Genomic DNA, 20,825 nt, shown 5'->3' with positions numbered 1-20,825 from the left:
GAAGACTCCTGCCTCGTATGGTAGGAGCTTTTTTTATGACAAGCCCTAAAAACAGGTTTGTGATAAGATTAGTTCATGATAAAGTTAGTAGGTGTGGAATAATATAGAAAACCAAGGTGGAGGAAATCGTGTGAACAAGATTTTTTTAAAGGTTACATTCTTCTCTGTATTGTTTATGATGTGTTTGCCAACAACGGTTTTTGCCAATTCGTCTTGGCAATGGCTGACGTCCAGCCCGAAAGAATGGCTACCTGTTGCGGTTAGTTTAACGCTTAGTATTGAAATCGCAGGCATTCTCTTGTTTGCCACTCTCAACAAGGGACTTGGGCTTAAGCTAAAAATGGTCTTATTGATCATAGGTGCGAATCTAGCCTCTTTTTTGCTGCCATACATATCGCGAGCGCTACAGCTACAAATCTTTTACGACGGGTGGGGCGAAGCGTGGAACGGTGCCTTTGAATCAGGCCCGTATTACATCGTTTTGCTAGGATACTTAATGTTGACATTGTTGGTTGAAGTGCCGATCGTTTATCATTTTTCAAAAAAACACGCGAAGTGGCCACGCGCTCTTCTTGTTACCATCGTGGTCGTCAATGTGATCACCACCTTAATTGTTGCCCTATTGGAAAGACGAATGTTTTACGGAGAATGGTAGATTAAGGATACATACTCAAAGGAGGATTGGCGTTGAAGGTTTTACGACTAGGGATTGTTTTTCAGCTTCTATTTGTACTGTTACTTACAGTTGGTAACTTTGCACGAATTTTTATCATCGATCACTATTCCGTTTATCCCATCGCTTTTTTTGAGCTATTTCTTGGCATTGGTAGCCTATCGTGCGGAGTGTATGGATTGATTAAAACAGAAAAACCAATTCTTTCGCTCTGGCTGATTTGTTTTGGATTGTTGATTTGTGTCTTTTTTATAGTTGTTTACTTGTTGCCAGAAGGGGATATCCCCCCAGAGATTACGTGGTTTTATTCCGAATAAGCTTAGAAGGGGGACCCTTCCAAGCTTAAACGGTTATCGTTTTCGAGAATCTGCTGGAAATTCAATCCCTGCTTCTCTCCTAGCGTGTTCCATCACACGCATGACAGAATGGCTGTATGTCAGTAGTTCATAGCACTTTTCGAAATTTTTTGCTTGATACATCTCGTAAAATGTACGCGTTTCATAGTATAAAAGATTGTCGTTTGTTTGAGCGTTTAATTCGGAGGTTTGATCGTCAAGGTAGATTTTGACGTTGCGGCAACCGTTCGCCCCGTTTTCGACATGGATATATCCTTTTTCTCCTTGGATGAGGACAAAATTCATACTCTGCGTGTCCTTACACCCGACGCACTCACTAATAAAATGTGGATACTTTAAAACGAGCACGCCTGACGTATCGATGCCATTGGCATGCTGATTTGCAATATAGTGAGCCGCCTCAGGAGGGCCGAACAAGTTCATAACGAAATGAATATTGTATACGTTAATGTCCATGAGAGCGCCACCGGAAAAGGCTGGGTTGAACACATTCGGTGTTTCTCCGCTTAGAAAACGGTCGTACCTGCTTGAGTATTGGCTATAGTTGCATTGAATCATTTTAATTGAGCCAAGCTTATGAATGTTTTCTTTGATTAATTGGTAGTTTGGTAAATGAATCGTTGTGATCGCTTTAAACAACATTAACTCGTTTTTCCTTGCAACGGATATCAAATGCTCTAATTCCCGTGCAGTTGATGTAAACGGCTTCTCACAAATCACATGCTTCCGATGCTCTAATGCTTGGAGGGCATGCTGATAATGTAAGCTGTTAGGGGAAGCTACATAGACAACCTCCACATTAGGGTCGGCAAGCATGTGGTCAAAATCGGTATAAATGGTGGGGATGTTATATTGATCTGCTAATGGTTTCGCTGTCGTTTCTTTACGCGAATACATGGCGACACACATCGGGCCATCGATCTCATCCAATGCCGATAGGAACGCTTCAACAATCGGGCCAGTACCAACGGTTGCAATCTTCATCTTTTACACTCCCGTCCTGTGATAAGATACTTACGAACATGTTCAGTTTATCATAACAGTTTTATGCTTTAGACACGGGATCGTAAAAAATAGCGCTCAAAAAAAAGGAGAATTTATAACAAATCGCTTGAAGCAGTAGACGAATAATCCTTTTATGTATATAGTATCGTTAATCGTTAGCGTCACCGTTCCTGCCCATAATCTAAAATAATATCTGGTATATTCATTGAATCGTGTTAAAATATACTAGGACAACATGAAAATGGAGGTTTACGAATGGGGAAGCGTATTTTATTTTTTCTTTTAACGAACGTTCTAGTCATGACAACGATCGTCATTGTCTGGTCGATCATCTCGAGGTTTACGAACTTTGGAGGCTCGTTTGAAACTGGTGGCCCTGGCTTAGGGATTGACTATGCGTCGCTCATGGTCTTTAGTTTAATCGTTGGTTTCACAGGGGCCTTCATCTCCCTTGCGATGTCACGTTGGATGGCAAAGAAAATGATGAACGTCAAAGTGCTAGATCCAAATGGCCCGTTAACCGAGCGGGAACGTTTTGTCGTTGAAAAGGTTCATCGCTTGTCTCGTGCAGCTGGACTTATGCACATGCCAGAGGTAGGGATCTATCAATCAGCCGAAGTGAATGCATTTGCGACAGGCCCTTCGAAAAAACGTTCGCTTGTGGCGGTTTCATCTGGATTGTTGGATGCAATGGATGATGACGCGGTCGAAGGGGTTATTGCCCACGAGGTTGCCCATATTTCCAATGGAGATATGGTAACCATGACATTGCTCCAAGGAGTTGTCAACACGTTTGTCGTCTTCCTCTCAAGAGTTGCTGCCATCATTGTGTCGCGCTTTGTTCGTTCCGAGTTGCAATGGATCGTACAGTTTGCGGCGATCATCGTGTTCCAAATTTTGTTCTCTATTCTCGGAAGTATTGTCGTAAGTGCATTCTCTCGTTACCGAGAGTATCATGCTGACCGAGGTGGAGCTGATTTAGCTGGACGTGATAAAATGGCTCATGCGCTCCGTTCATTAAAAGCTTATTTGGACCGAACGAAGCTGAACGATGGCACGGATGACTCAGCGGTGCAAACGATGAAAATTAGTGGTAGAGGTGGCGTCATGAAGCTGTTTTCCACCCATCCTGATTTAGATGATCGTATTGCTCGATTAGAACAACGATAATAGGAAACGAGCAGCTGTCCCTATGTACATCGGGGCAGCTGTTTTTCTATACAAACGATCCGCTCGGACTTGAATTAAGACGATGGAGGGAGTTTTTTAGCCTAGCCAGACGAAAGTTTTTTCGCGCCATTACCGAAGATTCTCCTCGTTAAGCATGATAAAAACAGATTCGCCGATCGAAAGCGAATCTGTTTTCTTACTGATTATCTGCTAATTCTAAAAGATCCCTTACAGTGGTCAAAAAACGGTAAGGGATTTTATTGTGGTTGGGAGTTTCAGACCCTCTTTGGCGAACGGTAAGTGACGATTACGCTCGTTCCTTACTTTGATCAGCAGCACTTGTAGAAATCATTCTATCCAAGCCTTATGCAAACGCCGGATTCCCTCCGTAATTTTTTCTCTTGGCAGGCCGCTAAATCCTAAAATGAAGTAAGGATTAGGCGTTACATCCTTAACAGGGTAAATGTTCACCCCGTGAGCCCTTGCTGCTGCTAACAACTGTTTGTACGGCCGAGAGTTATTTTTTAGTTCCAATACGAGATGGAGTCCAGCTGTTGTCCCATGAAGGGCTGCATGATCACCCATCACTTCTTGAATGGTTGCGATAAGAAAGTCCTGTTTTTCCTTATAATACTTACGCATCCGGCGAATATGCCGCTCATAGTGACCATCCTCCATAAATTTCGCCAATGCCAACTGAAGATGGACACTGACAGGCGAAGGGAACATGGAACATACCTCTTGATAGCGCTTCATCAACTCTGGAGGCAAAATCGCATAGCTTACTCGTATTGCAGGAGAGAGCGTCTTAGAAAATGTTCCGATATAAATGACATGGTTTTTCGATAGTCCTTGTAACGACGGAACAGGGTCGATGTCATAACGGAATTCACCATCGTAATCGTCCTCAATGACATAGCTCTCTGAGTTTTGCGCCCAATTAATAATTTTGATCCGCTCTTGAATCGACAGAAAGCTTCCGTAAGGGTATTGGTGAGACGGTGTCAAATAGAGAACACCATTTTTTTGTTCTTGCAGGTCTTCTAATGATAAAACCCCTTTAGGTGATGGAACCCGCTGAATCGGTAATTGATGCAAGGAAAAAATATCTTCAATTACTTTGTAGCTCGGCTGTTCCATAATGGCTGTTTTTCCCATTTGTTTGAACAAAAGGGACAGAATATTCATGCTATGTTCGATGCCTTCAAAAATGACAACTTGTTCCTCTGTACAATCCAAAATCCGAGACTTTGTCACATAATCAGCCACTGCAGCTCTTAACGGCAATTCTCCTAATTTGGCTCCGTGATGATTAAAGCGTGTTTCGTGGTTTAATAGGGTCTCATTGACACACTTACGCCAAATGGACAAGGGAAACTGGGCGTTATCAATGTTGGACGGGCTAAAATCGATGATCTGATCTTCCGATGCTTGATCATGATGCGGAGCGTGGATGATCTTTGCATCTTGACGTTCTAAAAGTGTGAGTCCTGCTAGATTTTCCACGTAATATCCGCTGCGATCTCGACTCGTAATGTATCCTTCTGCCTCTAGCTGGTGGTAAGCATTTTGTACTGTGATGACACTAACATTTAACGTTTGTGCGAAATGGCGAATCGACGGTAGCTTTGCGCCTGTTTTTAGCTTTCCTGACAATATATCCTTCCGTAGCGATTCGTAAAGCTGCTTATATATCGGCGTATCCGTTTCTTTATCTAAGAAGTAGGTTAACGTCATGGATGTTCCCCCTAGGAAAATCTGTATATATAAAATAATTATAAACTGTAAATATAAATGTGTACATAATTTGGAATAAACTGAAAGAGGCCAAAGCTCATATGAGAAGTAGAAAAGAGAGAGGATGGTTGCAGTTTCATAGTAAAAGGAGGAGGAAAATTTATTAATTGGTTACGAGTAAACGTTCAGAGAATTTTTTAAAAGGTAAATCGTGCATTTGTAATCATCTGATGATCAGATCAAAGGATAAGGGTTATTTTCACAAAATATATTGTTATCGAAAAAGGAGATGCAATGAAACGAAAAATACATTATGGATGGATCATTGTCGCGGTAACTTTTTTAACGTTTTTAGCTGTCCAAGGTGTTCGCCTATCGTTCGGTGCTTTTGTTCAGCCTTGGGAAACTGAATTTTCGATGGATCGTGGAAGCATTTCGCTTATTTCCACACTTAGCTTTATTGTTTATGGGATCTCTCAGCCATTGATCGGTAAGCTTGTGGATCGGTTAGGGGCCCGGTTCATCCTGTCCTGTAGCACACTTCTCGTTGGTGTTAGCTTCGTTTTGACGACAATGGCAACACAGCCGTGGCATCTATTTATTCTGTACGGTGTTGTCGTCTCTATTGGAGTCGGTGGGGCGTCTAATGTGGCCGCGACTGTTGTGATTACGAACTGGTTTAATAAAAAGCGAGGCCTTGCTTTCGGGATTATTGAAGCCGGCTTTGGTGCCGGCCAAATGATTCTTGTGCCTGGGTCGCTCATGTTGATCCAATGGCTTGATTGGAAGGCTACCGTTGTTATACTTGGCTTCTTTTTGGCGGTCATCGTTTTTCCGATCGTTCTACTGTTGTTGCGCAATCATCCATCAGAAAAACAAGTAGAACCGATTGGAGGCGTGCGAGAAGAGGAGGAAACAAACACCTCCCCTAACAGTGCCACTTTTTCCAATTGGTCGGTTTTTCGTATGAGGCCCTTTTGGTTTCTCGTGTTACCTTTTGCCATTTGCGGCTTTACGACGACAGGGTTAATGGATACCCATCTCATTCCGTTGTCACACGATCACGGATTTTCAACAAGTGTCACGAGTGCGGCGGTTAGCTTACTAGCTGGTTTTAATATAGTGGGAATCTTGCTTTCGGGTGTCATTGCTGATCGTTGGAGTAGTCGTAAATTTTTGTTTCTCCTTTATGTAGCACGTGCTTTATCGCTCGTGATCTTAGTGCATAGCCATGACCCGTTACTATTGTTAGGTTTTGCTATCTTGTTCGGTCTCGTTGACTTTGCGACGGTTGCTCCGACACAGCTTCTTGCGACACAGTATTTTAAACGATACTCCATCGGACTAATGATCGGATGGTTGTTTCTTAGCCATCAAGTTGGTTCGGCATTAGGGGCTTATGTGCCAGGCTTGCTTTATGAACAGACAGGCAGCTATACGGTACCCCTGTATATGTCTATCGTCATTTTGATTGTAGCCGCTATCTGCAATTTATTTCTCCCTGAACCGAATAAACAACGAAACGATGTCAAGCAGGCAGAGGCGGTTTAAAGCTTAAAGCGGTTTCTTTTCCAACAATGTGAAAAAATTTCGTCTGTAAATGTAGAGAAGGTAGCCTTGACAAAGGATGAGAAGAAAAGCTAACGGGAGCAATGAGTGATCGAGAAACACATGAAGTAAGAAAATGTTTACCGTGATAGGAGACAGGGCGGCGAGTGAAAGAGGAACGAATCGGTTCATGAGCAGAAAAATACCACAAATGACCTCCAAGGCTTTAACGGTCACAAGTAAATAAGCAAATTGAAACAAGGCCATCGCTTCCTCGCTCGTATCTATAAACGGTTCTAGACCGAAGATAACAAAAAGCCCGTTGAACCCTGCAAGGAGAAAAATACTACCTAACACCATTCTAGCAACTAAAGGGAGCCACTTTAACACGATTGATACACCTCCTTTTAATTTTAGTATATTTCGTTATAAAACTTGATCCGAAATCCTAATAAACTAGTGGGCTTTGGACACTTATAAACATGCAATCTATGGAAATCGTACCACCGACATGAACGATAGGCAAGTGCGGGACTGTTGAAATGGAACGAAACAAAGTCTTCATCATGATTTAACAGGGGAAGGAGCGTCAACTGTCAAAAGGTGTGTTAAAGTAATAAAGAGGAGAGAAGGCTTTGAGTTAAAAGGAGTGGAATTTTCAAATGGGACCATACAAGGTGTTGTTTTTAGATATCGATGGGACGATCCTTTTACCAGATGATACCGTGCAGGAGTCAACAAAGGTCGCGATTCGCCATGTTCAGGAGCAAGGAATGGAGGTGTTTCTTGCGACAGGCAGACCGTTGCACGAGATTTCTGAATTAGCAGAGCAATTAAAGGTTCATTCCTTTATCGGCTACAATGGTGCATATGCGATTTATAATGGGAAGGACATCTTGATGCAGCCAATTGAACCGAAAACGCTAGATCGTCTATTGACGATTTCACGAGAAAGAAACCATGAAGTGGTTATGTATACGAACGAAGAGAATGTGCTCACAGGAATAGATACGAGCTGCATGCAACAATTTATCCGAATCTTTCATTTGAAGCATAACCGGGTTTACGATCCGAAAAAGCAAGATCCAGTTTTAGGGATGACTTTACTCAATGTGAGCAGAGAGGATGTTGCCGCTTATGAAGCATGTAATGGTATCCATCTAGCTTCAGTCAACGTTGGCGACCTGAAGGCTCATGCATACGACGTGATTCGAGATACGACAAATAAGGGAATAGCTGTCCAACAAACCCTTTCTTATTTAGGGATAGAAAAGGAAGAAGCAGTGGCCTTTGGTGACGGGATGAATGATAAGGAAATGCTTAAGTATGTCGGTGTCGGTATCGCGATGGGGAATGCTCATCCTGACTTGCTTGCCTATGCTGATGACCAGACGACTAGTGTAGAATGTGATGGGGTGTCTAACGGACTAAAAAAGCTCGGCTTGGTTCCCCGTATTTTATAATCATCGTACCAATGACGATTCCCGTTTTCTAAAAAACAAAACAAAGAGCGCCCAGCAATGAGCGCTCTTTGTTATTTAAACCAGCCGCATCCAAGAATGATGAGCAGGATGACGAGAACAACGATGAGCGCAAAAGCAAATCCGCCTCCTCCATAGGGAGGACAATAACCACGATATGGGGGTGGAAAAGGGGGATAGCCATAGTAGTATCCCATGAAGGCACCTCCTTCCATTGGGTCAATGCTGTACGTCTTCTTTCTGATGTGTTAGGGGGCAACGTAACGCTAAATCTATTTCTAGTCTATGCACGTGTACGTCTTGAGGATTAGGTATGAGTGGAGGAAAAGGTTTGTCGCTAGAAAAAAACATGGACTTTCGCTACACTAGAAAAGGCACAACATACATAAGGAGGAGCTGGCACATATCCATGTTTAATCAACAAAAGGTGCTGATTGCCACTTCGGTGACTGCCGAGCAAAAGGCTATCCAAGCTGGGCTTGGTCGTGATGCTCAAGTGGATGTTATGACCATTGGGGTCGGTCCCATGTCAGCTGCAGCATATACAGCAAAAGCGTTAGCAAGCAAGGACTATGATCTTGTCATAAGTATGGGGATCGCTGGTGGTTTTAAAGAAAAGGCCGCCGTCGAATCCCTCGTTGTCGCCGATGCGCTCATTGCAGCAGATTTAGGGGCCGAATCAAGCGATGGCTTTCTCCCTTTAGATGATCTCGGATTCGGCTCCATTTATTTACGACCCGATCAAGAGATGGTGGAGCAAGTGGTGAGTACCCTTTTTGCTGCCTATCCATTTGTACATCAAGGAGCGATTTTAACGCGTGCAACAGTAACGGGGACAGAACAGACAGCGAGTCGTTTAATCAAGCGTTATCCTGATGCCGTGGCAGAAGCGATGGAGGGCTTTGGTGTGGGAACTGCAGCGGAAGCATTCGGCGTCCCGTTTCTGGAGATTCGCTCGATTTCTAATGAGGTAGGTCCGAGAAATCGCGAGGCTTGGAAATTAAAAGAATCGCTCAGTTTATTAACAAAAGTTTCAAGCGTCTTATGGAGGGATTATACGTGAACATTGCTTTTTCGCCATGCCCGAACGATACGTTTGTTTTTCACGCTTGGGTTCATGGGCATATTCAAGGGGCCCCACCCCTACATGTCACCTACGCTGATATCGATATTACAAATCATTTGGCTGCTGAAGGCAAAGGGCCGGAAGTGATGAAAATCTCCTATGCCGCTTTGCCGTACGTTTTAGAGGATTACGCATTGATTCCATGTGGTGGAGCCTTAGGAAGAGGCTGTGGGCCTTTATTACTGACGAAGGGGAAAACGGGAGACGATCCAAACATTCTAAATGGAAAAACGATTGCCGTTCCTAGTGAGCGGTCGACAGCCTACTTGCTATTCCGTCTTTGGGTAGCGCAGCAGCTCGACGGCAAAGTAGGGAAAATTGTCGTCATGCCGTTTCATGAAATTATGCCTGCTGTGCGAAATAGAACGGTCGATGCCGGTCTTGTTATTCATGAAGCAAGGTTTACATATCAAGCATACGGGCTGACGATGCTTCAAGACTTAGGAAGCTGGTGGGAGGAAGATACAGGTCTTCCGATCCCGCTCGGTGCGATTATTGCAAAGCGAGGACTAGATGCTTCAGCAATTCAAAGCTGGATTAAGCAATCTGTTCAATATGCTTGGGCTCACCCAGACGCTTCGAAAGAATATGTGATGAGCCATGCACAAGAGATGGCTGAAGAAGTGGCCAAGGCACATATCGATCTCTATGTAAATACTTTTACCGAGGACTTAGGGGAAGATGGTTATCGAGCCGTTGAATCATTACTAGTACGAGCGGCGGAGGAAGATCTTGTCCCTGCCTTTAAAAAAGAATGGTTAAGAGAAAAATAAGCCAAACGTAATCAAAAAGGTTCGGATCATTTTATTTTAATGATCTGAACTTTTTCTGTTGATTCATGGGAGGCGATTCTAAAATAATACACATTCCTTCTATTTTTTATCATTACACCAAATTTGCTTTTAAAATGGATGGATCAGATAATCGAACAATGCCATTTGCTGCTCGCGGCATGCGAGTGTTTTTTGAAACAATCAACCCCTATAGTATAAAATCTACACCTGAAAAATAAGAGTGGCACCCACCGTCGTTCAGTAGGTGCCACTCTTATTCACTATTGCATGTTATGATAGCTTCTCCAATGGTCGGAAGTCGTGCATTTTCATGTCGTCAGCGCTTTCCTTAAGCCAAATGTCTTTTTTTATGATGGAAGATCACTTGTTCATATTGCTCCAGTAGATCGTCAAAAATCCGCTCCCATGATTGGGTCAAGGCATACTGCCTCGCCTCATAGCCCATTTCCGCTCGCTTCGATCGGTTCATGAGCAAATGTTCGATTGCTTGAATGAATGAATGGACGTCTCCTGCTTTGCAGATCATTCCTGACTTCCCATGTTCGACAATCTCGGTTACACCGCCCCGGTCTGCTACAATAGCCGGGGTACCAGAAGCGAAAGACTCAAGTACGACATTGCCGAATGTTTCGGTTACCGACGGGAAGACAAACAGATCAGCGCTCGCATAGGCTGCCGCTAGTTCCTCACCTTTCAAATAACCAGTAAACGTCACATTGGTAGGGCATTGTTTTTTCATTTCGGGCAAAGATGGCCCATCCCCAACGATCATCCATTGTATTTTTTCATTAAGTTCCTGTGGGAGTTGTGCCATGATAGCAACCAATGTAGCGAGATCCTTTTCCGGCGCAAGCCGGCCAACATATAAGAGCACCGCTTTGTCTTTTGGCAATAAATTGCTGGCGTAGGAGCGGTGTCGCTGCTTAGGGTGGAATCGTTCGCAATCCACTCCACGTGTCCAAAGGGCTAGCCGTTGGAACCCATGCTTTTGCAAGTGTCTCATCGTTTCAACTGATGGGACAAACGTCCTTTCAAAAGGTTGGTGAAACCACTTCACATACTTCCAAAGCCAAGCGCTCATAAACTGTAGCTTGTAATAATGAAGGTAGTGATCAAAATGGGTGTGATAGGAACCGACCATCGGAATTCCGTATTTCTTTCCATGCTGTAACCCTGACAGACCGACGTTAAATGGGGTGGCGATGTGGAGTAAATCAGGCTGGAATGAAGTTAGTTGCTGACGTAGCTTGAATACGTTCGGCAATGCAATGCGACATTCTGGATACAAAAAAAACGGCAAACTTGCGAACGTATGAATGTTTGACTCAAAGCGGTCAAGCTTCTCGATCGTTTCTGGCATGTATAGAGCGTATTCGACTTGCCGTTTTTCTAAATGATCCACAAGTCGTTTTATCGTTCGTGCTACACCGTTCACTTGTGGTATATACGTATCGGTGAACAAAGCAATTCTCATCATAAATCCCCCCACTCATTCATTTCTACTCACACAGCTCCGGTCGATGAAAAGAAAAGGTATGAGAACAAGCCGCAAATATAACCGATGATCGCTCCGATTAGGACATCGGAAGGGTAATGGAGCCCTAAACGGATTCGTGACCAGCCGACAAGGAAAGAAAGGGGTAACAAGATCATAATCAAGAGTGGGGATAAGATCATGAACGGTGTCGTAACGGAGAAAATAGCCGTCGTATGTCCAGAAGGAAAGGAAGGATCTTTTAACGGTTTTTTTGCCACAAAGGCGCTCGGCATACAAGGTATGGGCGATTACGCCTGACGATATGCTTTAAAAAAAAGACAATACAATGACTGATAATCAATGAAGCTACGGCGGCATAGGCTGTTTGTTGGATAAGCCCGGCTGAAAATAAGCTTAAGATAACGACGGTAGAAATCGTACTGATCGCGCCACCAAGATGAGTAATCATCGACATCCAGCGGTTGAACGTAATGGCCTCTTGTTTCCCATTAAGCAGTTGAAACAATGTACAATCGGTTTGTACCATCCATGAACGTGATCTCTCCACTCCGATCCCCCCTGAATTGAATTAGAACATTGCTTTACTATCATCCTATCAAGAAAATATTGAGAAATTGTCAAGAAAAGTTAAAAGTCATTTTGAATTTTGTAAAGGCCGTTCAGGGTGCGTCTACAATAAAAAGAGCACCCGCTTATTAAGAGGTGCTCTTTTTCATAAGGAGGTAAATCACCCAGCATGCTCTGGATGATTATGGGCGTCCCTCATAAGCTGAAACTTATGAAGGTAATACCATCTTATGCGGCACATCTTCCAAGGGTCGTACAGATGCCAAGGAAATGGAAAAATATACGTTTGCTCATATTGAATGGAACAACCGATACGTGACACACTATTTTTTAACAAAATGGATGGAGGAATGATCATGGGTAAAGAAGATCAACAGCATGAGCAAGTTTCAATGAAAGAGCAAACCAATGGAAAAATGTCAGGGAATGACCTCACACATGAACAAGTGGAGGACGTCTATATGGAAGGGACAATTGAAGATAAGCTTGACCGCGGCGGGGAAGAGCGTAAATAAACAAAAAGAGCCAACACGGCTCTTTTTTCATGATATATAAGTTGAATTTATCTTTTACAATTGCACACACAATCGGTCAATGACTTTTTCAGGTGTGTCGTTCAACTCACGAATAAAAGCTTGCACATTCCTGCGAATCTCTTTGACAGATGAATAAAAAACGTTATAAATAACATCTGATTTGAGCCACTTCCACAGCCCTTCCACTAGATTTAATTCAGGACTGTAGGCCTATAAGCCCCCTAATGAATTTGGACAACTAAGGTGTGATCTATTAAACTATTAACTATAAAATTAGGGGGCTGATGAATATGAAACGCCAAAGACATTCTGTTGAATTTAAAATACAAGTTGTCAAGGAGGCCTTAGAGGCCGGAAATAAGGCTGCTGTGGCCCGTCGGTATGATATCCATCCTAATCTGGTGCATCGTTGGACAAAGGAATATCAAGACGGTAAATTTGGCGATGTAGATATTACGGCAACCCCAACACTCGATGCAAAAGCATTGTCACAGGAGAATGAGCAACTGAAGAAACTATTAGGTGAAAAAGACCTGGAGATTGCCATTCTCCGTGATCTATTAAAAAAGAAAAACCCTCACTTGCTGAAAAAATTGAAGTAGCTGACAAATGGATTCGTAAAGGATACCCCATCAGAACGGTGCTGAAAATCATAGGCATCGCCCGTTCGACTTATTACTACCGCAAATATTATCGTGTGAAAGAAAAAACAGTGAGTGAGGGACGACCAGCACCGGGGTATTCATATAACCATAAAGGGATAAAAGTTTCGGATGAACAGATTAAAGCGTGGTTGTTGGATCTTGTCGCCCATGAGGGTCAATCCTATGGCTACCACAAATTAACGATGGTTTTACGTCGACAGTGTCAGTTGATCATTAACAAAAAGAAAGTTTATCGCCTATGTAAAGAACTTGGCATCTTGCGTCCCCAACGCGAGAAGCAAAACAAACCACCGAAACGTGTAGCGCGAAACAAAGTCATAACCGATTCCAATCAATTGTGGGAAACCGACATTAAATATGGTTTTATTGAAGGAGAACAACGCTTCTTCTTTCTCCTGTCTTACATCGATGTTTATGATCGGACGGTCATCGATTTTCACATTGGCTTAAGTTGCCAAGCTGAAGATGCGGTACGTGCCCTTCAACGTGCGCTGCTTAAAAGGCAACTGTTTAATCGAGAGCATGACCTGATTATCCGTTCTGATAATGGACCACAGTATATATCCCAGCGTTTTCACCAAGGCTGTGCAACTTTGAAGGTAGAGCATGAGCGTATACCTCCAAAAATGCCAAATATGAACGCTCACATCGAAGCGTTTCATCGCATTTTACAGGATGAGTGTCTAGACCGTATGGTCTTTGATACATACCAAGAGGCATATAAGGCAGTGACAGAATTTATCCGGTTTTACAACAAGCAGCGTATTCACTCGAGCATCCACTATCTGGCACCAGAGACATTTTATGAACAGAACAGGCGGGGGTTGATTCCCATTCAGGAAGTACGCGTTTAAAGCGAGACTCATGCCTTGTTTCGTCTTAATTACCCAGTAGCCTGGACGGGAATGAAATCAAGGGCGTGGATACACGGGCGTAAGCCTTTACCCTTGATGAAATGGACGGACAGGCTATACTACAAAAAGACGAAACAAAGAGCATTTTTGAGAAATAACTTAAAAAGTTGTGATTATGTCCAAATTTAGGGGGTTAATCCGATTGGGTTTCTCTCCATTCATTGATAAGTGTTACGCTTATACTTCGACAGAGAGTGATTGTAACCCTTTAATTCAATTTATATAGTAAAAATAATTTCCGAAGATCTCAGGCTCATTCATCATCTTCGTCTGTTGGTTCAGGGACTTCGCCAAATGTCATACCGACGACTTGATCACTAAATAAAAGCATTTGCTGCATTTTGATCGTTTGTTTTGAGACGAACGGTTGGATCGAGACATTCTTTAAAACGAGAACTTCGTGAAAGTCTTTTACTTTGATCTCCTCATGTCCTGGTATTTCTTCTTGGCGGGCAATAAATTCTTTTCCCCTTTCAGATAAAAACGGGAAGATGGCCTCGTCTTCTTCCTCCCATTCATCAGAGTGGAAGCCTGAAAGAGAATTTACGACGTCTGCCGTCATCACCGCAAAATGAGTGAGAATAAAAAATTTTGACTCTTCACTAATGAAATCTTCTTGTTTAAATTTTTGAAAACGCTCCCAAAATCCGACGGTTTGAACGTAGCGGAAATCAATAATGTTCTGAAGTGCTTTCGGACGTTTGCTCATGCCGTATCACATCCTTTTCTCATAAATAAGACGATCTTTTTATTTATTCCTTTTTCAGCGAAAAATGAAACTATAACGGGAACTCACATATTCAATCCATTTTTGTTAACACTATATGTGACTGAATGAGAAAGGAGTACAACCTATGTTTCAAAGAAGAAGAAATTCAAGCATGAACGGCATGTTTGTTGGTGCTCTTTTAGGAGGAGTCGTTGGCGCGGCTAGTGCCTTGTTGTTTGCCCCTGAGCGAGGAGAAGTCACTCGTAAAAATATGATAAAGCAGTTAGACGGTCTTAGACAAGGGAAAGTAACCGCGACGATGATGGAAATCGGGAATGAGTGGAGCGATGATCTTGCACAAACACTTAAAGGACAAAAAGGCAGACACTCTAGAAGGCCAAGAGAAAATCAAGAGGACAATCAAATCGGTGAAATGATTCGCGAAGTTGTCGAAAATGAGCTACCTCCTACTGAGTAAGGAGGAGCTTTTTTTGTAGGAGTGAAAAGTGGCAAGTCCTTTAAAACAAAGAAAGCCTAAAATGAGATGCCAAGCGTCAATCATCCTAAGCCCAAGCGATTCGTTGAACTTTGTTGCTACGGTTGCTGCTGCTTTTTTGAGCGGGCTTTTTTGAAACTGTCTCGTTCAAACAGAAAAGGATTATGTTTTTCTAATACAATCGTCAGCTCTATCTGTGCTAAAATAGCAAATTAGAGGAGAGAAGATTAGATGGCTTGCACATCCGGTTTGTTAACAATCGAGAGAGAAAAGTAGGTGTTACCATGAATTCATATTACGCGAGACAATGGGAACGTTTTGTTCAATCGTTTGAACGGTTTAACTGGCAAGACTATCTTATACCCGTTGCGATTTTTATCATCTTTCTTGTATTTCGAAAAGTATTTACGAAGTATATTTTTAAGCTTATTTTACGGCTAGCGAAAAAGTCGAAAACCGACGTCCTTACAAACTTGTTACTTTCCTTTGAGAAGCCGTTGCGGGCGTTTTGGATTATTCTCGGAACATACTTAGCTCTTATGGCTTTGCCGTTCCCCGTGACAGCTGTCGCCTTTGTAGACCACTTGTACCGTTCGCTATTAATTTTACTTTTAGGATGGGGATTTTTTAATTATACAGGGGCCCATTCGACGATCTTCTTAACAATTGCCAAATGGATGGATCTTGATGAAAACAGTATGGTTATCCCGTTTTTGTCCAAAATGCTACGGTTTATTGTCGTGGCCCTCACCATTCTGATCATCCTTGCGGAATGGGAGTTTAAGATCGGTGGCTTTATCGCAGGTCTAGGCTTAGGGGGATTGGCGTTTGCCTTGGCCGCACAAGATACGATCGGCAATTTTTTCGGCGGGGTCATTATCGTGACTGAAAAGCCATTCTCGAAAGGGGATTGGATCCAGACGCCAACTGTTGAGGGTGTGGTTGAAGATATAACGTTCCGTAGCACGAGAGTTCGCACGTTTGCGGATTCGGTGGTAACCGTTCCGAACTCAACGCTTGCAAGTGAACCGATTACGAACTGGTCCCAGATGCGAAAACGACGGATTACGTTTAACCTTGGACTTGAATACGCAACGACGAAAGAGCAGCTCCAATCGGTGCGAACGAAAATTGAAGCCTATTTGCGTCAGCACGATCAAGTGGATCAAGAGGTGATCATGGTTCATTTTAGTGAATTTAACTCCTCTAGCCTCGATATTTTTATCTATTTCTTTACGAACACCATCGTCTGGTCTGAATGGTATGTGGTGAAAGAAGAGATCAACTTAAAAATCATCGAGATTTTAGAGGAAGAAGGAGTATCTGTTGCGTTCCCGAGCCGCAGCGTGTATATGAAGCGAGAATCAGAGGATGAGATCTTACCTCCGCAAGAGCGTTAGAATCAAAAGAAAAAGACCAATAAAAAAAGGCAACGTGCTTGATCGGCACGCTGCTTTTTTACTTATCAATCCGTAATGGATGAAAAGGCGTCTTCTGCAACAACAGGTTGTTCGAGCCAGTCATGAGCATCTAGCCAACTAATCACTTCTTCCCAAGATTCAGCATCTTGTCCACCAAACGGTCCATTCGGATTTTCCATTTTCTCTAGCAATATGGAGAGGCTTTCCTCTTCTACTTCTTGAATAAGCGGGAAGTTTGCCTCATCTTGGTTTGTGAGGAGCACATTCAACGCTTCATCAGGATTCTCAACCATCCATTCGTACCCTTTTGATGCTGCACGCCAAAAGGCCGCAAGCACTTCCCCAGACTCTTCAACGTATGCTTCATTTGAAATAAGCACGAGCTCATCATACTCAGGCACACCATAATCAACGGGATTGAAGTAGGAAATGTCGTGCCCTTCGTGCTTTAACACCGGGTATTCGTGGTTGATGTATGTTCCGACAACGGCATCGGCACGACCGCTCACGATCGATGCTCCTAATTCGAAGCCGACGTCCATTAAATGGACTTGCTCATAATCACCTCCAGCAGCTTCCACCATCGTTTTTAAAATCGGTTCATTGACTGGGATTCCTGGGTAGCCAACCGTAAGTCCGACTAAGTCAGCAGGTGAATCGAAATCTTGTTCAGCCAAAAACATCACATGATTGAGCGGGGAACGAACGACGGATGCAACAGACACAACCGGCAAGTCTTTTGAACGGGCCAAAATCACATCTGGTTGGTAGCTAAGCGCAAGGGGAATCGCCCCGCTCGCTGTCAGTTGAATAGGATCGGTTGGATTCGTAGGGAAGACGATGTCCACGTCTAATCCTTCCTCTGCAAAATAGCCATTTTCGATCGCAACATATAAGAACGTGTGGACGGCATTTGGATACCAGTCGAGCATCACTTCAACCGTCTCTAATGCTTCATCATCAGATGCTGTATTCGTTTGACAGCTTGCTAAAAAAAGAATCGCTAAAAGCAGACTTATGATTTTAAATGATTTCATTGTTTTTTCCTCCAAGGTAGTAAGATGTTCTCTAGCTTTTTAATTGCAGCAAAGCCTAAAATCCCGAGTAACGATAAGATGAAAATCGGTGCGAAAACACCGGGTCCGTCAAATTGAGTCATCATTCTTCTGCTGAAATAACCGAGTCCTTCGTTAGCACCTAACCATTCACCAACAGCAGCACCAATGACCGCCAAAGGAACAGCGATGCGAAGGCCTGTTAAAAAGGAAGGCAGCGTCGATGGGACGAACAGTCGAAAAAACAACTGCCTTTTCGTCGCTCCCATCGTGTAAAACAGTTCCTCATACTGGCGGTTCGTACTCTTCAATCCATCGTACGTATTTACTGTAATCGGGAAAAAGGTCAACAAAACCGTAACGGCGACTTTACTCCAAATGCTGTAGCCGAACCATAAAACGAAAATCGGCGCTAGTGCAATAACAGGAATCGTTTGACTAGCCACTAGCAACGGATAGACCGCTCGTTCGACCCGTTCGTTCCAAAACATAAGCAAGGAAAGGAGGATTCCGAGTACGATTGACAGGGCCAATCCGATTGAGATGATCGCCAAGGTAGCAGGTAGATGGGTAAAGAACAACGATTCCGAAAGATCAATCGTACGCATGACGATTTGGATCGGTGAGGGGAGAAGGTACGGTTGACCGATCATACGAGCGCTAATCTCCCATATCACCATCAGCATTAGAAAGAAAAGAGTAGGTTCGAGTGCTTGATAGGATCTTTTCATCGCAACGACTCCTCTATCAATAAGGCACGAATGTCTTTTTTTAATGAGGACCGGTGTTGCTCCATCTCTTCTGTGGTTTCCATTTTACGCCTTAAGTCCGGCGGCACTTGAACTTCAGTAAAGCCATGAAGAGGCTGATTCGTAAAAATGAACAGACGGTCAGATAGCAGGAGGGCCTCTTCAATATCGTGGGTGACGAGCAAAAGCGTTCGTTTTTCCTTTTCCCACATCGATACTAACCAGCGGTGCATCGACGTTTTTGTCAAACTATCCAATGAGGCAAACGGTTCATCTAGTAGTAGGAGTGTTTCGCTTGTTAATGTCGCACGTAAAAAAGCCGCCCGTTGTCGCATTCCTCCAGATAGGGCATCAGGATAAAGAGATTCGGTCCCTACTAAACCGAACCGGTTGAAAAAAGAAGCTGCAATTATTTTGGCTTCTTTTTTGTCTTTTCCTTGAATTTCAAGGGGAAGGGACACATTTTCTAAAATCGTGAGCCAAGGTAACAGTAAGTCTTGCTGTGGCATGTAACCGATCTTTCCTTGAGCATGACAAACAATCGTCCCTTGATCGGGTGATTCTAATCCGGTGATCAAGCGAAACAGTGTGCTTTTCCCTGAACCGCTTTTTGCTAAAATCGCAACGATCTCATTTTCAAACACAGTAAACGAAAGTCGCTCAATGACAGGTGAGGAGGAAGAGTAGGTAAAGGAAACCTCCTCAAACGTTAACAGCTCTTTAACCATTGTAGTTCCACATACGTTCGTTGTACGCCATGTCCCAAAACTCGTTTTCCAATCGACTTGTCGTTAGGAAGATCGTCTCTAGCTTGGCTTTTTCTTTTGAAGATAGCCCTTTTGCCTCCTCATCTAGCATTTGAATTAACCAATCGGCGAGCTCTTTGAATTCATCAGAAGCATAAAGCTTGATCCATTCGCCATAAAAAGGATGATCAGAAGCACCAGGGATGCCTTTGAGTTTGACCCCAATTTCGTAATAGCTCCATGTGCATGGAAGAACCGCAGCGATTAAGTCAAGCAACGAGCCGCGCTGTGCTACATTAAGCATGTAGCTCGTATAAGCGAGGGTTGTCGCGGCTGGTTCAGTTGCCTCCAGTTCCTCTGCCGAAATGCCGAGTCGTTTTGCATACGCTCGGTGCAAATCCATTTCAACATTTAACGTTGCGTGGAGAAGCTTGGAGAACGTTGACATTGTTTGTAGGTCGTTTCCTTTCAATGTCCCAAGGGCGAAAAGGCGCGCGTAATCGATCAAATACAAATAGTCTTGCTTCATGAAAAATTGAAATTTCGACTTCTCTAGTGTGCCGTCACCAATCCCTTGAACAAATGGATGGTTGTAACCAGCCTTCCAAATAGGCTGAGCTTTTTCATACAAACTGGCTGCAAAAGACATACGAATACCTCCCTCAATAAAGTTTAATTTTCTCGCTAATACTCATGTATTCTCCAAATTTCACTAACACCAAATAGTAATCTCACCAGTACTACTGGATAGAAGTAGAACGAATTAAAATTTCTTACAGGGGATAATCCATCCTAACGTCCAAACTGGTATAGTTTGGTAATTGAGTAGTATGACCGTGCCTATAAATCTCCACGCTACTCACGGTCGCTAACCCTCCCATGTCTCTCCGGATTGGTATCCATACCTTCCTTCGTCCTGCGTATCCATGAGGTGGAGGTCGGATAAGCTCCTTTGCTGGGTCATAAGCCCGTATGGTGAAAATAAACTCCGACTCTGCACTATTGGTGTTTGTTATTTGTAAGTATACAGATGATGCACGGCTTTACATGGAGTGGCGGGCATGGTAGGCTTCCTTAGCCATGGGCGAATCATTGGATGACTCGCCGCTTCGCCAAGGAGCCATGCCCGCAGAGGCTCCGTGTCAAGCCACTTTGGGTGATCTGCTTTCTAAGGTTACACTGCCTGTAATCCATCCATTTGAGGAATATCTTTTATTAATCTTGAACCATCAAATTCACACTGTTTTTGACCAATGACAAACAACACACGTAGTAACTTACAACACAAGGCAATCAAAGATTGTTGCTTTTTCAAAGGGCGTTCAGGGCGTTTGGTGTAATAGTGATGCAGGGCTTTAAATGTTGAATTATGGGCGACAAGGGGACGAATCGCTAAATATAAGGCTCGGCGTAATCGTTTCCTTCCTCGCTTTGTAATCCTTGTTTGCCCTTTAAATTTACCTGAACTGTGCTCACGTAATGATAGCCCTGCTAAGTTCACTAATTGTTGAGGATGAGAGTACTTTGAAATGTCCCCAACTTCCGCAAAGAATAATCCAACAGTCACCGCCCCTAAGCC

Annotated in this window: 25 protein-coding genes and 1 pseudogene; 12 read left to right on the top strand and 14 right to left on the bottom strand. The window is 43.3% G+C overall.

Annotation, left to right across the window (positions count from 1 at the left end):
• Positions 1 to 130: 130 nt before the first annotated feature.
• Both E2L07_RS06415 and E2L07_RS06410 read left to right on the top strand, forming a co-directional pair.
• Positions 131 to 655: a hypothetical protein gene (locus tag E2L07_RS06415; protein WP_053430829.1), complete on the top strand. Its 525-nt coding sequence runs from the start codon at positions 131 to 133 to the stop codon at positions 653 to 655.
• A 32-nt stretch (positions 656 to 687) separates the two neighbouring features.
• Positions 688 to 990 (top strand): hypothetical protein, encoded by a 303-nt coding sequence (locus E2L07_RS06410; protein ID WP_010898852.1) that lies wholly within the window; start codon positions 688 to 690, stop codon positions 988 to 990.
• A 33-nt stretch (positions 991 to 1,023) separates the two neighbouring features.
• Here the strand turns inward: E2L07_RS06410 and E2L07_RS06405 are convergent, their stop codons facing one another.
• The gene (locus tag E2L07_RS06405) at positions 1,024 to 2,013 is read right to left on the bottom strand and encodes a Gfo/Idh/MocA family protein (protein WP_134229158.1); all 990 of its coding nucleotides are present in this window, start codon (positions 2,011 to 2,013) and stop codon (positions 1,024 to 1,026) included.
• A gap of 276 nt (positions 2,014 to 2,289) precedes the next feature.
• On the opposite strand from E2L07_RS06405, the gene htpX reads away from it, so the two are divergent.
• Positions 2,290 to 3,204: a protease HtpX gene (htpX, locus tag E2L07_RS06400; protein WP_053430831.1), complete on the top strand. Its 915-nt coding sequence runs from the start codon at positions 2,290 to 2,292 to the stop codon at positions 3,202 to 3,204.
• Positions 3,205 to 3,552: 348 nt separating this feature from the next.
• Here the strand turns inward: htpX and pdxR are convergent, their stop codons facing one another.
• Positions 3,553 to 4,941 carry a MocR-like pyridoxine biosynthesis transcription factor PdxR gene (pdxR, locus tag E2L07_RS06395; RefSeq protein WP_010898844.1) on the bottom strand — a complete coding sequence of 463 codons (1,389 nt, stop codon included), beginning with the start codon at positions 4,939 to 4,941 and terminating at the stop codon, positions 3,553 to 3,555.
• A gap of 294 nt (positions 4,942 to 5,235) precedes the next feature.
• Between pdxR and E2L07_RS06390 the strand changes: the two genes are divergently transcribed.
• Complete coding sequence (locus E2L07_RS06390; protein ID WP_053430832.1) at positions 5,236 to 6,492, top strand: MFS transporter; 1,257 nt, start codon at positions 5,236 to 5,238, stop codon at positions 6,490 to 6,492.
• A gap of 3 nt (positions 6,493 to 6,495) precedes the next feature.
• Here E2L07_RS06390 and E2L07_RS06385 read toward each other — a convergent pair whose 3' ends face one another.
• Entirely contained in the window at positions 6,496 to 6,879 is a 384-nt protein-coding gene (locus E2L07_RS06385) for a DoxX family membrane protein (protein WP_053430833.1), read from the bottom strand.
• Positions 6,880 to 7,151: 272 nt separating this feature from the next.
• On the opposite strand from E2L07_RS06385, the gene E2L07_RS06380 reads away from it, so the two are divergent.
• Positions 7,152 to 7,952, top strand: coding sequence for an HAD family hydrolase (locus tag E2L07_RS06380; protein WP_010898841.1), 801 nt, complete (start codon positions 7,152 to 7,154; stop codon positions 7,950 to 7,952).
• 71 nt (positions 7,953 to 8,023) lie between these two features.
• On the opposite strand, the gene yjcZ is transcribed toward E2L07_RS06380, so the two are convergent.
• Positions 8,024 to 8,167 carry a sporulation protein YjcZ gene (gene yjcZ, locus E2L07_RS06375; protein ID WP_010898840.1) on the bottom strand — a complete coding sequence of 48 codons (144 nt, stop codon included), beginning with the start codon at positions 8,165 to 8,167 and terminating at the stop codon, positions 8,024 to 8,026.
• A 212-nt stretch (positions 8,168 to 8,379) separates the two neighbouring features.
• On the opposite strand from yjcZ, the gene E2L07_RS06370 reads away from it, so the two are divergent.
• Both E2L07_RS06370 and E2L07_RS06365 read left to right on the top strand, forming a co-directional pair.
• Entirely contained in the window at positions 8,380 to 9,033 is a 654-nt protein-coding gene (locus E2L07_RS06370; protein WP_053430834.1) for a futalosine hydrolase, read from the top strand.
• Positions 9,030 to 9,869 carry a 1,4-dihydroxy-6-naphtoate synthase gene (locus E2L07_RS06365; protein ID WP_134229157.1) on the top strand — a complete coding sequence of 280 codons (840 nt, stop codon included), beginning with the start codon at positions 9,030 to 9,032 and terminating at the stop codon, positions 9,867 to 9,869. Before E2L07_RS06370 ends, E2L07_RS06365 begins: the two co-directional genes overlap by 4 nt.
• A 349-nt stretch (positions 9,870 to 10,218) precedes the next feature.
• Here the strand turns inward: E2L07_RS06365 and E2L07_RS06360 are convergent, their stop codons facing one another.
• Genes E2L07_RS06360 through E2L07_RS06350 form a run of 3 tightly spaced genes read right to left on the bottom strand, consistent with a single transcriptional unit; the run spans position 10,219 to position 11,935 of the window.
• A complete protein-coding gene (locus tag E2L07_RS06360) occupies positions 10,219 to 11,364 on the bottom strand; it encodes a glycosyltransferase family 4 protein (RefSeq protein WP_053430836.1) in 1,146 nt (381 codons plus the stop codon).
• Between the two features lie 29 nt (positions 11,365 to 11,393).
• Positions 11,394 to 11,645 (bottom strand): phosphatase PAP2 family protein, encoded by a 252-nt coding sequence (locus tag E2L07_RS06355; RefSeq protein ID WP_166740031.1) that lies wholly within the window; start codon positions 11,643 to 11,645, stop codon positions 11,394 to 11,396.
• A complete protein-coding gene (locus E2L07_RS06350; RefSeq protein ID WP_134229155.1) occupies positions 11,627 to 11,935 on the bottom strand; it encodes a hypothetical protein in 309 nt (102 codons plus the stop codon). Before E2L07_RS06350 ends, E2L07_RS06355 begins: the two co-directional genes overlap by 19 nt.
• Positions 11,936 to 12,311: 376 nt before the next feature.
• Here E2L07_RS06350 and E2L07_RS06345 point away from each other — a divergent pair, with 376 nt between their 5' ends.
• Positions 12,312 to 12,470, top strand: coding sequence for a YozQ family protein (locus E2L07_RS06345; RefSeq protein WP_010898835.1), 159 nt, complete (start codon positions 12,312 to 12,314; stop codon positions 12,468 to 12,470).
• A 54-nt stretch (positions 12,471 to 12,524) separates the two neighbouring features.
• Here E2L07_RS06345 and E2L07_RS06340 read toward each other — a convergent pair.
• Positions 12,525 to 12,698: pseudogene (locus E2L07_RS06340) on the bottom strand (hypothetical protein); the annotation flags it as partial.
• An 83-nt stretch (positions 12,699 to 12,781) separates the two neighbouring features.
• On the opposite strand from E2L07_RS06340, the gene E2L07_RS06335 reads away from it, so the two are divergent.
• Positions 12,782 to 13,093 carry a transposase gene (locus E2L07_RS06335; protein ID WP_134229154.1) on the top strand — a complete coding sequence of 104 codons (312 nt, stop codon included), beginning with the start codon at positions 12,782 to 12,784 and terminating at the stop codon, positions 13,091 to 13,093.
• A gap of 38 nt (positions 13,094 to 13,131) precedes the next feature.
• Positions 13,132 to 14,010 carry an IS3 family transposase gene (locus tag E2L07_RS06330; RefSeq protein WP_243854920.1) on the top strand — a complete coding sequence of 293 codons (879 nt, stop codon included), beginning with the start codon at positions 13,132 to 13,134 and terminating at the stop codon, positions 14,008 to 14,010.
• 313 nt (positions 14,011 to 14,323) lie between these two features.
• On the opposite strand, the gene E2L07_RS06325 is transcribed toward E2L07_RS06330, so the two are convergent.
• Positions 14,324 to 14,779 carry a hypothetical protein gene (locus E2L07_RS06325; RefSeq protein WP_010898834.1) on the bottom strand — a complete coding sequence of 152 codons (456 nt, stop codon included), beginning with the start codon at positions 14,777 to 14,779 and terminating at the stop codon, positions 14,324 to 14,326.
• Between the two features lie 145 nt (positions 14,780 to 14,924).
• Between E2L07_RS06325 and E2L07_RS06320 the strand changes: the two genes are divergently transcribed.
• Positions 14,925 to 15,257 (top strand): YtxH domain-containing protein, encoded by a 333-nt coding sequence (locus tag E2L07_RS06320; protein ID WP_134229152.1) that lies wholly within the window; start codon positions 14,925 to 14,927, stop codon positions 15,255 to 15,257.
• A 302-nt stretch (positions 15,258 to 15,559) separates the two neighbouring features.
• Positions 15,560 to 16,675 (top strand): mechanosensitive ion channel family protein, encoded by a 1,116-nt coding sequence (locus tag E2L07_RS06315; RefSeq protein ID WP_134229151.1) that lies wholly within the window; start codon positions 15,560 to 15,562, stop codon positions 16,673 to 16,675.
• Between the two features lie 65 nt (positions 16,676 to 16,740).
• Here the strand turns inward: E2L07_RS06315 and E2L07_RS06310 are convergent, their stop codons facing one another.
• The 5 genes from E2L07_RS06310 to E2L07_RS06290 form a co-directional block, all read right to left on the bottom strand.
• The gene (locus tag E2L07_RS06310) at positions 16,741 to 17,733 is read right to left on the bottom strand and encodes an ABC transporter substrate-binding protein (protein WP_053430839.1); all 993 of its coding nucleotides are present in this window, start codon (positions 17,731 to 17,733) and stop codon (positions 16,741 to 16,743) included.
• Entirely contained in the window at positions 17,730 to 18,482 is a 753-nt protein-coding gene (locus E2L07_RS06305; RefSeq protein ID WP_053430840.1) for an ABC transporter permease, read from the bottom strand. Before E2L07_RS06305 ends, E2L07_RS06310 begins: the two co-directional genes overlap by 4 nt.
• Positions 18,479 to 19,228: an ATP-binding cassette domain-containing protein gene (locus E2L07_RS06300; protein WP_134229150.1), complete on the bottom strand. Its 750-nt coding sequence runs from the start codon at positions 19,226 to 19,228 to the stop codon at positions 18,479 to 18,481. Before E2L07_RS06300 ends, E2L07_RS06305 begins: the two co-directional genes overlap by 4 nt.
• Positions 19,221 to 19,895 carry a thiaminase II gene (gene tenA, locus E2L07_RS06295; protein ID WP_053430842.1) on the bottom strand — a complete coding sequence of 225 codons (675 nt, stop codon included), beginning with the start codon at positions 19,893 to 19,895 and terminating at the stop codon, positions 19,221 to 19,223. Before tenA ends, E2L07_RS06300 begins: the two co-directional genes overlap by 8 nt.
• Positions 19,896 to 20,420: 525 nt before the next feature.
• A partial coding sequence (locus tag E2L07_RS06290) for a transposase (RefSeq protein WP_134229179.1) occupies positions 20,421 to 20,825 on the bottom strand: 405 nt, incomplete at its 5' end.

It is taken from the genome of Halalkalibacterium halodurans (assembly GCF_004376175.1).
Lineage (GTDB): Bacteria > Bacillota > Bacilli > Bacillales > Bacillaceae_D > Halalkalibacterium > Halalkalibacterium halodurans.
This window is presented reverse-complemented; position numbering and strand designations above follow the sequence as displayed.

Bases quoted from the DNA above. Each gene is read 5' to 3' on its own strand.
- tenA (WP_053430842.1), bottom strand. From the start codon at position 19,895: ATGTCTTTTGCAGCCAGTTTGTATGAAAAAGCTCAGCCTATTTGGAAG.
- E2L07_RS06305 (WP_053430840.1), bottom strand. From the start codon at position 18,482: ATGAAAAGATCCTATCAAGCACTCGAACCTACTCTTTTCTTTCTAATG.
- E2L07_RS06390 (WP_053430832.1), top strand. From the start codon at position 5,236: ATGAAACGAAAAATACATTATGGATGGATCATTGTCGCGGTAACTTTT.
- E2L07_RS06405 (WP_134229158.1), bottom strand. From the start codon at position 2,013: ATGAAGATTGCAACCGTTGGTACTGGCCCGATTGTTGAAGCGTTCCTA.
- E2L07_RS06360 (WP_053430836.1), bottom strand. From the start codon at position 11,364: ATGAGAATTGCTTTGTTCACCGATACGTATATACCACAAGTGAACGGT.
- E2L07_RS06370 (WP_053430834.1), top strand. From the start codon at position 8,380: ATGTTTAATCAACAAAAGGTGCTGATTGCCACTTCGGTGACTGCCGAG.
- E2L07_RS06335 (WP_134229154.1), top strand. From the start codon at position 12,782: ATGAAACGCCAAAGACATTCTGTTGAATTTAAAATACAAGTTGTCAAG.
- E2L07_RS06300 (WP_134229150.1), bottom strand. From the start codon at position 19,228: ATGGTTAAAGAGCTGTTAACGTTTGAGGAGGTTTCCTTTACCTACTCT.
- E2L07_RS06325 (WP_010898834.1), bottom strand. From the start codon at position 14,779: ATGAGCAAACGTCCGAAAGCACTTCAGAACATTATTGATTTCCGCTAC.
- E2L07_RS06320 (WP_134229152.1), top strand. From the start codon at position 14,925: ATGTTTCAAAGAAGAAGAAATTCAAGCATGAACGGCATGTTTGTTGGT.
- E2L07_RS06310 (WP_053430839.1), bottom strand. From the start codon at position 17,733: ATGAAATCATTTAAAATCATAAGTCTGCTTTTAGCGATTCTTTTTTTA.
- htpX (WP_053430831.1), top strand. From the start codon at position 2,290: ATGGGGAAGCGTATTTTATTTTTTCTTTTAACGAACGTTCTAGTCATG.
- E2L07_RS06315 (WP_134229151.1), top strand. From the start codon at position 15,560: ATGAATTCATATTACGCGAGACAATGGGAACGTTTTGTTCAATCGTTT.
- E2L07_RS06380 (WP_010898841.1), top strand. From the start codon at position 7,152: ATGGGACCATACAAGGTGTTGTTTTTAGATATCGATGGGACGATCCTT.
- E2L07_RS06345 (WP_010898835.1), top strand. From the start codon at position 12,312: ATGGGTAAAGAAGATCAACAGCATGAGCAAGTTTCAATGAAAGAGCAA.
- yjcZ (WP_010898840.1), bottom strand. From the start codon at position 8,167: ATGGGATACTACTATGGCTATCCCCCTTTTCCACCCCCATATCGTGGT.
- pdxR (WP_010898844.1), bottom strand. From the start codon at position 4,941: ATGACGTTAACCTACTTCTTAGATAAAGAAACGGATACGCCGATATAT.